This is a genomic window from Ectopseudomonas composti (assembly GCF_900115475.1).
Classification (GTDB): Bacteria; Pseudomonadota; Gammaproteobacteria; order Pseudomonadales; family Pseudomonadaceae; genus Aquipseudomonas; species Aquipseudomonas composti.
Genome location: NZ_FOWP01000009.1, coordinates 180,132 through 193,547, shown reverse-complemented (window position 1 = coordinate 193,547; position 13,416 = coordinate 180,132). Strand labels below are relative to the sequence as shown.

Below are 13,416 nucleotides of genomic sequence, written 5' to 3'. Positions count from 1 at the left end.
TTACAACTGCTTCAAACACTTAGATACGCGTGACAGCCACGCTAGACACGGAAACGGCCCACCAGCTGGGCCAACCCATGGGACAGTTCGGACAGGTGCTGACTGGCCCGCGTGCTCTGCTCTGAGGTCAGCGCCGCTTCGTTGGACAGGTCGCGAATATCGCTGATGTTGCGCGCGATCTCTTCGGTAACGCTGCTCTGCTCCTCGCAGGCGGTAGCGATCTGTGCGGCCATGTCGTTGATACGCTGCACCGAGTCGCCGGTCACGCTTAACGCCTGGTCTACGCCGGCCGCCTGTTCAACGCTCTGCCGCGCGCGGGCACTGCCCGAATGCGTGGCCTTGACTGCGTTCTGCACGCCGGCCTGTAGGCGCTCGATCATCTGCTGGATGTCCTTGGTCGACTCCTGGGTACGCGCCGCCAGTGCCCGTACCTCGTCGGCCACCACGGCGAAACCACGGCCCTGCTCACCTGCCCGCGCCGCTTCGATGGCGGCGTTGAGTGCCAGCAGGTTGGTCTGCTCGGCAATGCCCTTGATCACCGCCAGCACCGCGCCAATGTTGGCGGTTTCCTGCTCCAGGGTCTGAATAGTGTCGGAGGCGCTTTCCACTTCCTGGGCCAACTGGCGAATCGAATGGATGGTCGCCCCCACCACCTGGGCGCCTTCACGCGACTGCGTCTCGGCATGGCGCGCGGCGTCGGCGGCATTCTGCGCGTTGCGCGCCACCTCATGCACCGCCACGCTCATCTCGGTAGCGGCCGTGCTGACCTGGTCGACCGCGGCATGCTCGCTGCTGATAAGCCGATCATTGGCGGCCGCCATGCCGGCCAGGCTCTTGGCCGAATCCGCCACCTCTCCGGTCACGCGGCCAACCTCCTTGATCAACGGCTGCAACTTGTCGAGAAAGCGGTTGAAGGCATGGCTGAGCTTACCCAGTTCATCCTTGGACATGACATCCAGACGCACGCGCAGATCGCCATCGCCATCAGCAATCTGTTCGATACGGTAAAGCAGGTTGTGCAACGGCCGCGTAACCAGCAGCGGGAAACCCACCACCAGCACCAGGCACACCAGCAGGCCGATGGCGATGATCAGCCCCTGCTGCCAGGCCAGCGCCTCGCCGCGGGCGATGGCTGCGGTGCCAACGGCATTGGCCGCGTTGTCTTCCAGCTCACCGAGCTTGTCGATGGCGCTGCGCGCCTCTTCGAACTGCGCCTCGCTGTCTGCGAAACTCAGTCGGCTGGCGGCATTGGGGTCGCTGCTGGCCATTTCCAATACGCGTTGCGAGGTTGCCTTCCAGCGTTCGAAGCCGCGGTCGAACTCCGCCACCAGCGCCAGCGCCTCACTGCCTGGCTGCATCGCAGCGAACTTGTGCACGCGGTCATAGGCCTGCTGCAGGTTCTCGGCATGCGAGGCGCGCAACTCGGCAGCGTGGGAACCGGAATCCTCATCGAGCAGGCTACGCTCGGCGACAAACGCCTGATAAAGGTCGCGATCAGCATTGAGCAGCAGACTGATGGCAGGCAAATGACGATTGGTCAGGGTGGTGCTGGATTCGGCGACCTGGGTAATGCCGCGCATACCCAGCGTCCCCATGGCCACCAGCAGCGCGGCGAGCAACAGAATGGGTACGGCTATCTTCCAACGAAACCCCAGATCGGTGAATGCGCGCAGCATGGTGGCACTCCAGTATTAGGCAGGTCTCAGTAGCTTAGTCGAGCCCTGCCAAGTCGCCGTCTGCGCGCGCAAAAATCCGGAAAACCTCCAGCGCTGAGCTAACCTTCTGCAAGACCACCCGCGCCACTCGTCGCATCCCGCAGTTCGGCCATGATGAGCATTCCCGAGGCACGCGCACGCCACCTCAGGAGCAACCATGGCCAATTCGCATAGCCCCTTCCATCCGATCATCTACGTACGTGGCTACGCCATGACCCCGGGAGAGATCGACCAGACCAGTGCCGACCCCTTCTGCGGCTTCAACCTCGGCTCTACCGTCTACCGCGCAGTAGCGGAAAAGACCCGCCAGCCACGCAAGTTCGTCTTCGAGTCGCCGGTGATCCGCCTGGCCTCGGAGTTCGACTATCAGGACGTGTACGAAGACGGCTACGACATTCTCGACCCGGAATGGGCGGCCAACCCGGATAACCGGCTGGGAAGCCGCTCGATCATCATCTATCGCTACTACGACGAGGCCTCACGGCTGCTGGGTATCGGCAGCACACCGAGCCTGGAGGTGTTCGCCAACAAGCTTGGCGAGCTGATTCTCAAGGTGCGCGAGCTGGTGTGCGCCAACCCGAAGAACGCCATCACCAAGAGCGACTTCCGTTGCTACCTGGTGGCCCATTCGATGGGTGGCCTGGTTTGCCGAGGCCTGCTGCAAAACGCCAAGCTGGATCCGGGTGGTGCGGCCAAACTGGTGGACAAGGTGTTTACCTACGCCACGCCACACAATGGTATCGACCTGCTCGGCATCAACCCGCCAAGTTGGCTGAACCTAAGCGACATCAGCAACTTCAACCGCCAGCGCCTGGCGACGTTTCTCGATCTGGAAGCCGCTTACAAGCTCACCGAGCGCGTCGACTGGCTACCCGAGGCGCGCTTCCCGTCGAAGCGTTTCTTCTGCATGGTTGGCACCAACCGCATGGACTACGAAGCCGGCCTCGGCCTCTCGCGTACCTTCGCAGGCCACGGCAGCGACGGCCTGGTGCGCATCGACAACGCGACCCTCTGCGGCCTGGACGCTGGCAACAAAGCGGCAGCGCCCTGCGCCAAGGCGTTCGCCTATCGAGCGCATTCCGGCTACTTCGGCATCGTCAACAGTGAGGAGGCTTACCAGAATCTCACGCGATTTCTGTTCGGCGATGTGCGTGTAGACATCTGGGCCGAAGTCGACGCCATCACCCTGCCCAAGGAGCTGCGCAAATCTGAAAGCCAGGGGCAGGCGGTTAACGCCTTGTACCAGTTCGAAGTACTCGCCGCCCCGCGAGGCAAGCTCTGGTACCTGAGCCGGCGCACCGCCGAGGAGGATTCGGTGGCCTGTCTCGCCCACCAGCACTGGCTCAAGGCACCGCAGGAGAACGGCAAGCTGTACCTCGGCAGCCTGTTTCTTGCCGAACGGGCGCGCGTGAACAGCAGGCGCAAGGGACTGGCCTATACCCTGACCTTCAACGTTCGGGTGCCGGACTACGAGGTGGAGCGCAAACTATGGGTCAACCAGCATTTCGAGGGCAGCTATCTGTTCCGCAACAGCCTGGTGCTGGAAATAACCCCACCCAACGCCGACAGTGGCTGGCAAGTGAGCCACGCCTGGCAGAACCAGGGCGTGCACAGCGCAGACCGCAAACTCGATGGCAACATTCAGCAAGATGGAAGCTTGGAGATCGAAGTGCCGTTTGACAGCGCCAGTGAGCCCGGCATCAGCGGCCGACTGCGTTTTTTGGTCGCACGCTGGAACCACCAGGACTGATGCGACACTAAGCCCTATCGGTAAAGCCCATCAGGCGCTGCCGAGCCATCCCTTTTGTGCTAGCTTTCCCACGTTTTCGGCTGTGCAGCCTCGTGTCTGCCGCGCCGAACCTCTCACCTGCAAACGGAGTTACATCATGGCAATCACCAAAGACCAACTGATCAGCGACCTGGCCGAGGCCGTTTCCCTGCCCAAAGCCACTGTCCGCACCCTGATCGATCAGCTGGGCGAAATTGTCGGCGACGCACTGGAAAACGACGGTGAGATCACCCTGCCGGGCGTCGGCAAACTGAAAGTGAGCGAGCGCCCTGCCCGTACCGGCCGCAACCCGCAGACCGGCAAGAGCATCGAGATCGCGGCCAAGAAAGTGGTCAAGCTGGTGCCTGCCAAGGCCCTGACCGACGCGCTGAACTGATTCAGAGTCTGGCCGCGACCCCACCTGGGTCGCGGCCTTCCCCTACCCCGCCTTAGTCAGCCAGCACCTCGATGCTGCCGCGCATACCGGCCTGGTAATGCCCGGCGATCAGGCAGGCGAACTCGAATTCGCCGGCTCGGTTGAACGTCCAGATCATCTCGCCCTGCGCCTTTGGCGCGACATGCGCCATATACGCCTCTCCATGCGCCATGCCCGGAGCCTTGAGCATCTCGGCGGCATGCTCATCCAGCGTCTGCCGCGTTCCCAGCACGAACTCGTGCAGCAACTTGCCATCGTTGTGATGGACGAAGCGGATGGTCTCACCCTGCCTGACCTGCAATCTCTCGGGGCTGAAGCGCATGTTGTCACCCATGCGAATCTCCACGGTGCGATCGACCTGGTCGACCTGCCCGGCAATGCCCCAAGGCTTTTGCTCTGGCCCGTGATCCATCATGTTCATGGCGCCATGCCCAGCGTGACTGTCTTCATGCGCCTGGGTGTGCAGCGCGGTCAGCAGCGCAACAAGTGCCAGAGCGGTCAGGGTGTAAGCACGTCGTTTCATCTATCCATCTCCCATCATTCGTATCGTTTGCGCGCAGCGAGGCGCACACGGCAAACCGGCTGCTACAGCCAGGCTCGTACCGCAGTGAAAGGTGTTCGGTCAGAAGAAAGACGGACGGGGTGGACGCTCGGGTGTGCCCGGCACGATGGAAACCAGGCGTTCGCTCAATGTCCGAGGCGGCTCTGAACGGTGTATCTGCCCGGCGTAAACCAAGGGCTGGTCGATCACCACCGCACTGACGCAGAACGCGCAGAGGCTGCAGGAGGCGGCGTTGGTCGGGTGATGGGCGGGCTTCGAGTGCTCGGCATCCATCATCACGGCATGCTCAGCGCCGTGATCGGGCATCCCATGCAACGCGCTGCTGCCATGCACCTGCTGGCAAAGCTGCATGCCGAACGCAGCCATTGCCTGAATCGGCAAGGCCAGTATCAAGAGGCAGACAAGAGCGGTACGTAGCCGTTTGCACATGGAAGGACAAGAGCCAGAGGGAAAATGCAGGCGCCGATTATCCACCTCCAGCCCGCAACCTCCAAGCCCGTTCACAGACTCAGATGCCCGCTGTACAGCCCATAGCCTGCCAGCAGCGCGGTCAGCAACACAGCAATGAAGATCAGCCACTCATAGCGCCTGAACAGCACATTCCCCAACTCCCTCTTGGCCTGGTGAAACAGCAGCACGCCAGGGGCGTAGAGCAGCGCCGAGAGCAGCAGGTACTTCACCCCACCGGCATACAGCAGCAAGATGGCATAGAGCGTCGCCAGCAGACCGGCCAGCAGGTCCTTGCGGCGCACGCCGACCTGCGCCTCGTAGGTTTCGCCGCGCAGCACCAGCAGCAAGGCATAGACCGACGACCACAGGTACGGCACCAGAATCATCGACGACGCCAGGTAGATCAGCGACAGATAGGTGCCCTGAGCGAACAGGATGATCAGGAGGAACAGCTGGATCATCGTATTGGTCAGCCACAGCGCATTGGACGGCACCTGGTTGGCATTTTCCCGACGCAGGAAGGCCGGCATGGTGCCGTCCTTGGCCGAGACGAAGAGAATCTCCGCGCACAGCAGCGCCCAGGACAGCAACGCTCCCAGCAGCGAAACTGCCAGGCCGATGCTGATGAAGATCGCCCCCCAGCGCCCCACTACATGCTCCAGCACCCCGGCCATGGAGGGGTTCTGCAGCGCTGCCAGTTCGGGCTGGCTCATCACCCCCAACGACAGCAGGTTGACCAACATCAGCAGCGCCAGCACACCAAGAAAACCCATCACCGTGGCCTTGCCAACATCACTGCGCCGTTCGGCGCGTGAAGAATAGACGCTGGCGCCCTCGATGCCGATGAACACGAACACGGTGACCAGCATCATGTTGCGCACCTGCTCCAGCACGCTACCGAACTGCGGGTTGCTGCGCCCCCAGATATCACGGGTGAAAATCTCGCGGTCGAAGGCCAGGCCGACGATGACGATGAACAGCAGGATCGGCACCAGCTTGGCCACGGTGGTGATCAGGTTGATCAGCGCTGCCTCCTTGATCCCGCGCAGCACCAGGGCATGCACGCACCACAGCAGCACCGAGGCGCAGCCAATGGCCAGCGGCGTATTGCCCTCACCGAATGCCGGAAAGAAATACCCCAGGGTCGAGAACAGCAGGACGAAATAGCCGACGTTGCCCAGCCAGGCGCTGATCCAATAGCCCCAGGCCGACGAGAAGCCCATGTAGTCGCCAAGACCCGCCTTGGCATAGACGTACACACCACCGTCCAATTCCGGCTTGCGGTTGGCCAGGCTCTGGAACACGAAGGCCAGCGCCAGCATGCCCACCGCGGTGATGCCCCAGCCGATCAGCACGGCCCCGACATCGGCCCGGGCGGCGATATTCTGCGGCAGCGAGAAGATGCCACCGCCCACCATCGAACCCACCACCAATGCCGTAAGCGAGCCCACGCCCAGCTTGCGACTTTCCTCTGCCATGAGCACCTCGCGCTTGAGCCTTCGCCCTCACTCTAGCAGCCCGATAGCAGCCTGATGCCAAAACGGCAGACCGATCCAAGCGCGGCTCAGCACCCGAGCCGAAGATGATCGACGCAGTCGCGCGACATCATCTTCAGCCACCACGAGGTCATCCGCCATGCAGCCCATCGCCAACCTGGGCGCCGGTAGTCCCGGCGTCGAATCCACCACCCAGTCCTTTCTCGAAGCCCTGGCCGCCGGTGGCGGTACACCGCTCGAACAACTCCCACCCGGGGAGGCTCGTGGGGTGCTCACCGGCGCTCAAGCCTCGGTAAGCGTCGACCTGTCAGGCGTGGAGACTCGCGAGCAGCGCATTGAAATCGCCGGGCAGACGCTCAAGCTGGTGGTGGTGCGCCCTACGGGCAGTCAAGGCAACCTGCCGGGTTTCATGTTCTTCCACGGTGGCGGTTGGGTGCTAGGCGACTACCCGACCCACGAACGCCTGATCCGCGATCTGGTGGTGGGCTCCGGCACCGCCGCGATCTACGTCGACTACACGCCGTCGCCGGAGGCCAAGTACCCGACCGCGATCAACCAGGCCTACGCCGCCACCCAATGGGTGGCCGACAACGGCAGCCAGATCGGTATCGACGGGGCTCGCCTGGCCGTAGCCGGTAACAGCGTCGGCGGCAACATGGCCGCTGTGGTCGCCATCAAGGCCAAGGAAGCCGGAACGCCGACGCTGCGCTTCCAGTTGCTGCTTTGGCCGGTGACCGACGCCAGTTTCAACAACGCGTCCTACAACCAGTTCGCCGAGGGCCACTTCCTGACGCGCGCGATGATGGAGTGGTTTTGGGACAACTACACCACCGACCCCAAGCAACGTAACGAGATCCATGCATCGCCGCTGCGCGCCAGCCTGGAGCAGTTGAAAGGCCTGCCGCCGGCACTGGTGCAGACCGCCGAGATGGACGTGCTGCGCGACGAAGGCGAAGCCTACGCGCGCCGCCTGGGCGCGGCCGGGGTGGCGGTCAGCGCCGTGCGCTACAACGGCATGATCCACGACTACGGCCTGCTCAACGTGATCGCCGAGGTACCTGCCGTACGCACGGCCATGCAACAGGCCGGCGCGGCCCTGCGTGAACACCTGACCTGACTACCACAGCCCGATACCAGAACCGTAGTTACATCCAATCCAGGCAGCAGACGCTCTGCAATAGTCCCGACGTCTACCCGACGGCAACGACCGACGGGATGCGTGCATCGACCACCGACCCACCGACAGGTAACCGCTATGAGCAATCCAAAAACCGAAGTTCTCACACCGCACAACAGCCAGCTGATCTTCATCGACCAGCAGCCACAGATGGCCTTCGGCGTACAGAGCATCGATCGGCAAACCCTGAAGAACAACACCGTGGGTCTGGCCAAGGCCGCCAAGATCTTCAACGTGCCGACCATCATCACCACGGTCGAGACCGAAAGCTTTTCCGGCCACACCTACCCCGAGCTGCTTGCCGTGTTCCCCGACGCGCCGCTGCTCGAGCGTACCTCGATGAACTCCTGGGACGACCAGAAGGTTCGCGACGCGCTGAAGAAGAACGGTCGTAACAAGATCATCGTCTCCGGCCTGTGGACCGAGGTGTGCAACACCACCTTCGCCCTCTCGGCCATGCATGACGCCGGCTACGAGATCTACATGGTCGCCGACGCTTCCGGTGGCACCTCGCAGGCCGCCCATGACTACTCCATGCAGCGCATGATCCAGGCCGGCGTAGTGCCGGTGACCTGGCAACAAGTGCTGCTGGAATGGCAACGCGACTGGAAGAACCGCGACACCTACGACGCTGTGATGGAACTGGTGAAGGAACATTCCGGTGCCTACGGCATGGGCGTGGACTACGCCTACACCATGGTGCACAAGGCACCTGAGCGCGTTGAGCATGGTCCGACCCTGGCCCCTGTAGCCGCGCCCATCTGACCTCGTGACGGCGGCTACGCCCTCGATTCGACCAGCAGCGCGCATCAGTGCGCGCCGCTGGCTCGACAACACCAAGGCATCGAGCAGAGTCTCCAACATGAGTGAGACGCAAGCGGAAACCGTCACCCTGGTGGTACGCCATCAGGTTCGCCCAGGCCACGTACCGCGTTACGAAGCCTGGTTGCGACGCATCATTGCTACCGCCAGCCAGTGCCCCGGCCACCTCGGCGTGGACGTGGTACGCAGCCGTCAGCCCTTTGTGGCGCAGTTCACCTGCGTGCTGCGCTTCGCCAGCCTGCAGCAGTTGCAGAACTGGATCGAATCGGAACAACGACGCCAGTTGATCGCCGAAGTCGAGCCGCTGTTACGCGCCGGTGATCAGCTGGAAATCGCCGAGAACAAGGAATTCTGGTTCGTGCCGGAAAACGCGCAGGCGCCACCGCCCCGCTGGAAACAGGCGTGCGTCACCTTTCTGGTGATCCTGCCGCTGAGCCTGCTGATACCGCTGCTCTGGCAACCGCTGTTTCACCTTGCTCCCTGGCTGGGCGCTTATCTGCCAAGCAACACCCTGATCACCCTGAGCATCGTCTTGCTCGTGGTGTACCTGTTCATGCCCATGGCCACGCGCCTGTTCGACGCCTGGCTGAATCCAACCGTTGACGAGAATCGATCATGAGCCAGGACCCCTCCGACCCGAAACGCCGCCATTTTCTCGCCACCAGTAGCGTGCTTGGCGCCGCCGGCGCGTTGTGGTCTGCCCTGCCCTTCGCGGCCATGGCCAGCGACTCATCCGTCAGTTCATCAGGAGGCAACATGAGCGCCGATCTCATTCTCTACAACGGTCGCCTGCACACGGTCGACCGCGAAAAACCCCAAGCCAGCGCCGTGGCCATCAAGGACGGGCGCTTCGTCGCCGTCGGCAGCGACGCCGAGGCCATGGCCTTGCGCGGTGATTCCACTCGCGTCATCGACCTGCAAAAGCGCACAGTGATCCCCGGCCTCAACGACTCGCACCTGCACCTGATTCGCGGCGGGCTCAACTACAACCTGGAGCTGCGTTGGGAGGGCGTGCCGTCGCTGGCAGACGCCCTGCGCATGCTCAAGGACCAGGCCGACCGCACACCGACGCCGCAGTGGGTACGCGTGGTCGGAGGCTGGACCGAATTCCAGTTCGCCGAACAACGCCTTCCGACCCTGGATGAGCTGAACCGAGCCGCGCCGGACACCCCGGTGTTCGTCCTTCACCTCTATGACCGCGCCCTGCTCAACCGCGCCGCACTACGTGCCGTCGGTTACGACAAGAACACGCCGAACCCGCCCGGTGGCGAAATCCAGCGTGATGCCAGCGGCGAGCCCACCGGCATGCTGATCGCCCGGCCCAATGCGTTGATCCTCTACGCCACCCTGGCCAAGGGGCCGAAGCTGCCGTTGGAGTATCAGGTCAATTCCACCCGCCAGTTCATGCGCGAGCTCAACCGCCTGGGCGTGACCAGCGCCATCGACGCCGGCGGCGGCTACCAGAACTACCCGGACGACTATCAGGTGATCCAGGAGCTGGCCGACAAGGATCAGCTCACTGTGCGCATCGCCTACAACCTGTTCACCCAGAAGCCCAAGGAAGAGCTGACCGACTTCAAGAACTGGACCAGCAGCGTCAAGCTGCGCCAGGGCGATGATTTCCTCCGCCATAACGGCGCCGGTGAAATGCTGGTGTTCTCCGCTGCCGACTTCGAGGACTTTGTCGAGCCGCGCCCGGATCTGGCGCCGAGCATGGAGGCCGACCTGGAGCCGGTGGTGCGGCATCTGGTCGAGCAGCGCTGGCCATTCCGTCTGCATGCCACCTACGACGAATCCATCTCGCGCATGCTCGATGTGTTCGAGAAGGTCGACCGCGACATGCCGTTCAACGGCCTGCCCTGGCTGTTCGATCACGCCGAGACCATCAGCCCGCGTAACATCGAACGAGTTCGCGCACTCGGCGGCGGCATCGCCATCCAGCACCGCATGGCCTTTCAGGGCGAATACTTCATCGACCGCTACGGCGCCAAGGCCGCCGAAGCCACCCCGCCAATCCAGCGCATGCTGGCCGAGGGCATTCCGGTTGGCGGCGGCACCGATGCCACCCGCGTAGCCAGCTACAACCCGTGGACGGCGCTGTATTGGCTGGTCAGCGGCAAAACCGTCGGCGGCACCACGCTCACCCCGCAAGGTCTGTCGCGCGCCACCGCGTTGCAGCTGTTCACCCACGGCAGCGCCTGGTTCTCCAGCGAACAGGGTAAGAAGGGGCAGATCAAGGTCGGCCAACTGGCTGATCTGGTGGCCTTGAGCGCGGACTTCTTCAGCATCGAGGAAGAGCAGATCAAGTGGCTGGAATCGGTACTGACCGTGGTCGGCGGCAAGGTGGTGCATGGCACCGGCGAGTTCGACAAACTCGCCCCGCCAACGCTGCCGGTGCTGCCGGACTGGTCACCGGTGGCCATGGTGCCCGGGCACTGGAAGCCGGCAGCAGCGCCCATGGCTGCTAGCATCCACCAGTGCATTGGTTCCTGCGCGGTGCATGCTCACCAGCACGACCGCGCCCGTCGCAGCAGCATCCCGGTCAGCGATCACCAGGGTTTCTGGGGCGCCTTTGGCTGCTCGTGCTTTGCCTTCTGACATGGCCAACGAAAAAGCCTCGCCCTGGGGCGCACTCAAGCACAGCACCTTCCGCTGGCTGTGGCTGGCCAGCATCGCCTCGAACATCGGCACCTGGATGCACGAGGTCGGTGCCGGCTGGCTGATGACCAGCCTGTCGAGCAATCCCATGCACGTGGCACTGGTGCAGGTAGCCGGCAGCGCGCCGATGTTCCTGCTGGCGCTGCCGGCCGGGGCCATGGCCGACATCATCGACAAGCGTCGCTACCTGCTGATCGTGCAGGTATGGATGGCCGCCGTGGCGACACTGCTGGCAACCCTGACGCTGCTCGGGCTGACCACGGTCTGGCTGTTGCTCAGCCTGACCCTGGCCATGGGCGTCGGTACCGCGCTGATGATGCCGGCCTGGTCAGCGCTGACGCCGGAACTGGTGAGCAAGCGCGACCTGCCCTCGGCCATCGCCCTGTCGAGCCTTGGCATCAACGTCGCCCGCGCGCTCGGCCCGGCCATCGCCGGCGTGCTGGTCAGCCTCAGCGGGCCATGGGCGACCTTCGCCCTCAATGCCCTGTCGTTCTTCGCGGTGATGGCGGTGCTGCTGACCTGGAAACGCGAGCGCCAGGTCGCCGCCTTCCCGGCCGAACGCCTGCTCGGCGCCATGCGTGCCGGCTGGCGTTACAGCCGTGCCTCACGCCCGCTGCAGTCGGTGCTGGTGCGCGCAGCGGCCTTCTTCGTTGGTGCCAGTGCCGGCACCTCATTGCTACCGCTGATCGTACGCAGCGAGCTGAAAGGCAGCGCCAGTGACTTCGGCCTGCTGCTCGGCAGCGTCGGTATCGGCGCGGTGCTCGGCGCCATGCTGCTGCCCAAGCTGCGCGAGCGCATCAGTGCCAACCATCTGGTGGCGATGGCCAGCGTGCTCTACGCCCTGGTGCTGCTGGCCCTGGCCTGGGTGCGCGACTTCGCCGTGCTGCTGCCGGTGATGCTGCTCAGCGGCGCGGCGTGGATCGCGGTGCTGTCCAACCTGCAGGTCAGCGCACAAACCTCGGTGCCGGACTGGGTGCGGGCGCGGGCGCTGTCGGTGTACATCCTGGTGTTCTTCGGCAGCATGGCCGCCGGCGGCGCACTCTGGGGTTATGTCGCCAGCCATGCGTCGATTCCCGTCGCCCTGCTCGCTGCTTCCGGCTGCCTAGTCCTCGGCCTGTTGCTGACGCCGCGCTTCGCCCTGCCGGTGACCGAAAGCGAAGACCTGGCGCCCTCGCTGCACTGGCCGGCACCGATCCTCGCCGACGAGGCTGATCGTGAACGCGGCCCGGTGATGATCACCCTGCAGTACGACATCGCCGTCGAGCATGCAGCGGCCTTCCGCCAGGCCATGAACGAAGTCGCCCGCATGCGCAGACGTAACGGCGCGTTCTCCTGGGGGCTGGTACAGAACAGCGAGAATCCGCGGCACTGGCAGGAGTTCTTCTTCGACGAATCCTGGCTCGAACACCTGCGCCACCACGGCCGGGTCACCCGCGCCGAGCAACGCATCGAGGCTGCCGCCCGGCATTTCCAGACCCCGGATGTGCCGGTGCACATCGAGCATTTCCTGATGCCGGCCAAGGACGCCGCCCATGCCCCCTCCTGACGAAGGCAGCAGCCCGAGCCAGGGCGTGACAGGCTGAGTGCCACATGCCTCGTCACGCCCTGTTCATCCACGGCAACTGGCTCACGCCAACGATCTGGGAGCCCTTCCAGCGCCGCTTCTGTGCCTGTGGCTACAGTTGCACCGCGCCGCCTTGGCCACCTGCCCAAGGCAGCCGGCAACCGGGCATCGCGGCGATCCTCGCCCACTACGAGGCGCACATTCGCAGCCTCGACCAGCCGCCGCTACTGATCGGCCACGACCTCGGCGGTCTGCTGGTGCAAATGCTGCTCGACCGCGGCCTGGGCCAGGCAGGTATCGCCCTCGATCCGTTGCCGCCACGTGCCGGTCTGTTGGGTTTGTACAGCACCTGGCGCTGGCTACTGCCCTGGATCGGCTGGCGCGACCTGCTGCACATGACACCGCACTATTTCGCGCGCAATATGGCGCAAACCCTGACGCCCACCCAGCAGAACATCGCCTATGCACGCCATATCGTACCGGCGCCCTGGCGCGTGTTCGTGGAGACTGCGCTGGGCATCGCTAACGCCGTCGACTTCGCCAATGGCGAGCGCGCGCCCCTGCTGCTGCTGGCGGGGGGCAATGCACGCGCCGTTCGCGCCAGCGTGGTGGCCGCCCTCTATCGCAGCCATCGACGCTCGTCAGCCATCACCCGCTTCAAGCAATTCCCCGGCTACAGCCACTGGCTGATCGCCGAGCCTGGTTGGGAGAGAATTGCCGACTACAGCATCGAATGGGCACAGAACCACGTTGGACGCTTTTAAACCC

12 protein-coding genes are annotated in these 13,416 nt (G+C 63.9%); 8 read left to right on the top strand and 4 right to left on the bottom strand.

The window, feature by feature from the left end:
* Nucleotides 1-41 precede the first annotated feature (41 nt).
* Nucleotides 42-1,676 (bottom strand): methyl-accepting chemotaxis protein, encoded by a 1,635-nt coding sequence (locus tag BM059_RS17160; RefSeq protein ID WP_074940347.1) that lies wholly within the window; start codon nucleotides 1,674-1,676, stop codon nucleotides 42-44.
* Between the two features lie 196 nt (nucleotides 1,677-1,872).
* On the opposite strand from BM059_RS17160, the gene BM059_RS17155 reads away from it, so the two are divergent.
* Together BM059_RS17155 and BM059_RS17150 are read left to right on the top strand one after the other, a co-directional pair.
* Nucleotides 1,873-3,465, top strand: a complete 1,593-nt coding sequence (locus tag BM059_RS17155; RefSeq protein ID WP_074940344.1) for a hypothetical protein — start codon at nucleotides 1,873-1,875, stop codon at nucleotides 3,463-3,465.
* 136 nt (nucleotides 3,466-3,601) lie between these two features.
* A complete protein-coding gene (locus BM059_RS17150; RefSeq protein WP_037004832.1) occupies nucleotides 3,602-3,880 on the top strand; it encodes an HU family DNA-binding protein in 279 nt (92 codons plus the stop codon).
* Nucleotides 3,881-3,932: 52 nt separating this feature from the next.
* Here the strand turns inward: BM059_RS17150 and BM059_RS17145 are convergent, their stop codons facing one another.
* The 3 genes from BM059_RS17145 to arcD form a co-directional block, all read right to left on the bottom strand.
* A complete protein-coding gene (locus tag BM059_RS17145; protein WP_074940342.1) occupies nucleotides 3,933-4,442 on the bottom strand; it encodes a cupredoxin domain-containing protein in 510 nt (169 codons plus the stop codon).
* 99 nt (nucleotides 4,443-4,541) lie between these two features.
* Complete coding sequence (locus tag BM059_RS25255; RefSeq protein WP_139220755.1) at nucleotides 4,542-4,847, bottom strand: hypothetical protein; 306 nt, start codon at nucleotides 4,845-4,847, stop codon at nucleotides 4,542-4,544.
* Between the two features lie 134 nt (nucleotides 4,848-4,981).
* On the bottom strand, nucleotides 4,982-6,409 hold the full coding sequence (gene arcD, locus BM059_RS17135) for an arginine-ornithine antiporter (protein ID WP_074940334.1): 1,428 nt from the start codon (nucleotides 6,407-6,409) through the stop codon (nucleotides 4,982-4,984).
* Nucleotides 6,410-6,566: 157 nt separating this feature from the next.
* On the opposite strand from arcD, the gene BM059_RS17130 reads away from it, so the two are divergent.
* The 6 genes from BM059_RS17130 to BM059_RS17105 all read left to right on the top strand — a co-directional run bounded on the left by BM059_RS17130 (nucleotide 6,567) and on the right by BM059_RS17105 (nucleotide 13,412).
* Nucleotides 6,567-7,544, top strand: coding sequence for an alpha/beta hydrolase (locus tag BM059_RS17130; RefSeq protein WP_074940331.1), 978 nt, complete (start codon nucleotides 6,567-6,569; stop codon nucleotides 7,542-7,544).
* Nucleotides 7,545-7,682: 138 nt separating this feature from the next.
* Entirely contained in the window at nucleotides 7,683-8,369 is a 687-nt protein-coding gene (locus tag BM059_RS17125) for a hydrolase (protein WP_074940329.1), read from the top strand.
* A gap of 97 nt (nucleotides 8,370-8,466) precedes the next feature.
* A complete protein-coding gene (locus BM059_RS17120) occupies nucleotides 8,467-9,045 on the top strand; it encodes an antibiotic biosynthesis monooxygenase (RefSeq protein ID WP_074940328.1) in 579 nt (192 codons plus the stop codon).
* Complete coding sequence (locus BM059_RS17115; RefSeq protein WP_074940325.1) at nucleotides 9,042-11,024, top strand: amidohydrolase; 1,983 nt, start codon at nucleotides 9,042-9,044, stop codon at nucleotides 11,022-11,024. Before BM059_RS17120 ends, BM059_RS17115 begins: the two co-directional genes overlap by 4 nt.
* A gap of 1 nt (nucleotide 11,025) precedes the next feature.
* Nucleotides 11,026-12,630, top strand: a complete 1,605-nt coding sequence (locus BM059_RS17110; RefSeq protein WP_074940323.1) for an MFS transporter — start codon at nucleotides 11,026-11,028, stop codon at nucleotides 12,628-12,630.
* A gap of 44 nt (nucleotides 12,631-12,674) precedes the next feature.
* On the top strand, nucleotides 12,675-13,412 hold the full coding sequence (locus BM059_RS17105; protein ID WP_074940320.1) for an alpha/beta hydrolase: 738 nt from the start codon (nucleotides 12,675-12,677) through the stop codon (nucleotides 13,410-13,412).
* Nucleotides 13,413-13,416: the final 4 nt, after the last annotated feature.

Bases quoted from the DNA above. Each gene is read 5' to 3' on its own strand.
- BM059_RS17160 (WP_074940347.1), bottom strand. From the start codon at position 1,676: ATGCTGCGCGCATTCACCGATCTGGGGTTTCGTTGGAAGATAGCCGTA.
- BM059_RS17155 (WP_074940344.1), top strand. From the start codon at position 1,873: ATGGCCAATTCGCATAGCCCCTTCCATCCGATCATCTACGTACGTGGC.
- BM059_RS17150 (WP_037004832.1), top strand. From the start codon at position 3,602: ATGGCAATCACCAAAGACCAACTGATCAGCGACCTGGCCGAGGCCGTT.
- BM059_RS17145 (WP_074940342.1), bottom strand. From the start codon at position 4,442: ATGAAACGACGTGCTTACACCCTGACCGCTCTGGCACTTGTTGCGCTG.
- BM059_RS25255 (WP_139220755.1), bottom strand. From the start codon at position 4,847: ATGGCTGCGTTCGGCATGCAGCTTTGCCAGCAGGTGCATGGCAGCAGC.
- arcD (WP_074940334.1), bottom strand. From the start codon at position 6,409: ATGGCAGAGGAAAGTCGCAAGCTGGGCGTGGGCTCGCTTACGGCATTG.
- BM059_RS17130 (WP_074940331.1), top strand. From the start codon at position 6,567: ATGCAGCCCATCGCCAACCTGGGCGCCGGTAGTCCCGGCGTCGAATCC.
- BM059_RS17125 (WP_074940329.1), top strand. From the start codon at position 7,683: ATGAGCAATCCAAAAACCGAAGTTCTCACACCGCACAACAGCCAGCTG.
- BM059_RS17120 (WP_074940328.1), top strand. From the start codon at position 8,467: ATGAGTGAGACGCAAGCGGAAACCGTCACCCTGGTGGTACGCCATCAG.
- BM059_RS17115 (WP_074940325.1), top strand. From the start codon at position 9,042: ATGAGCCAGGACCCCTCCGACCCGAAACGCCGCCATTTTCTCGCCACC.
- BM059_RS17110 (WP_074940323.1), top strand. From the start codon at position 11,026: ATGGCCAACGAAAAAGCCTCGCCCTGGGGCGCACTCAAGCACAGCACC.
- BM059_RS17105 (WP_074940320.1), top strand. From the start codon at position 12,675: ATGCCTCGTCACGCCCTGTTCATCCACGGCAACTGGCTCACGCCAACG.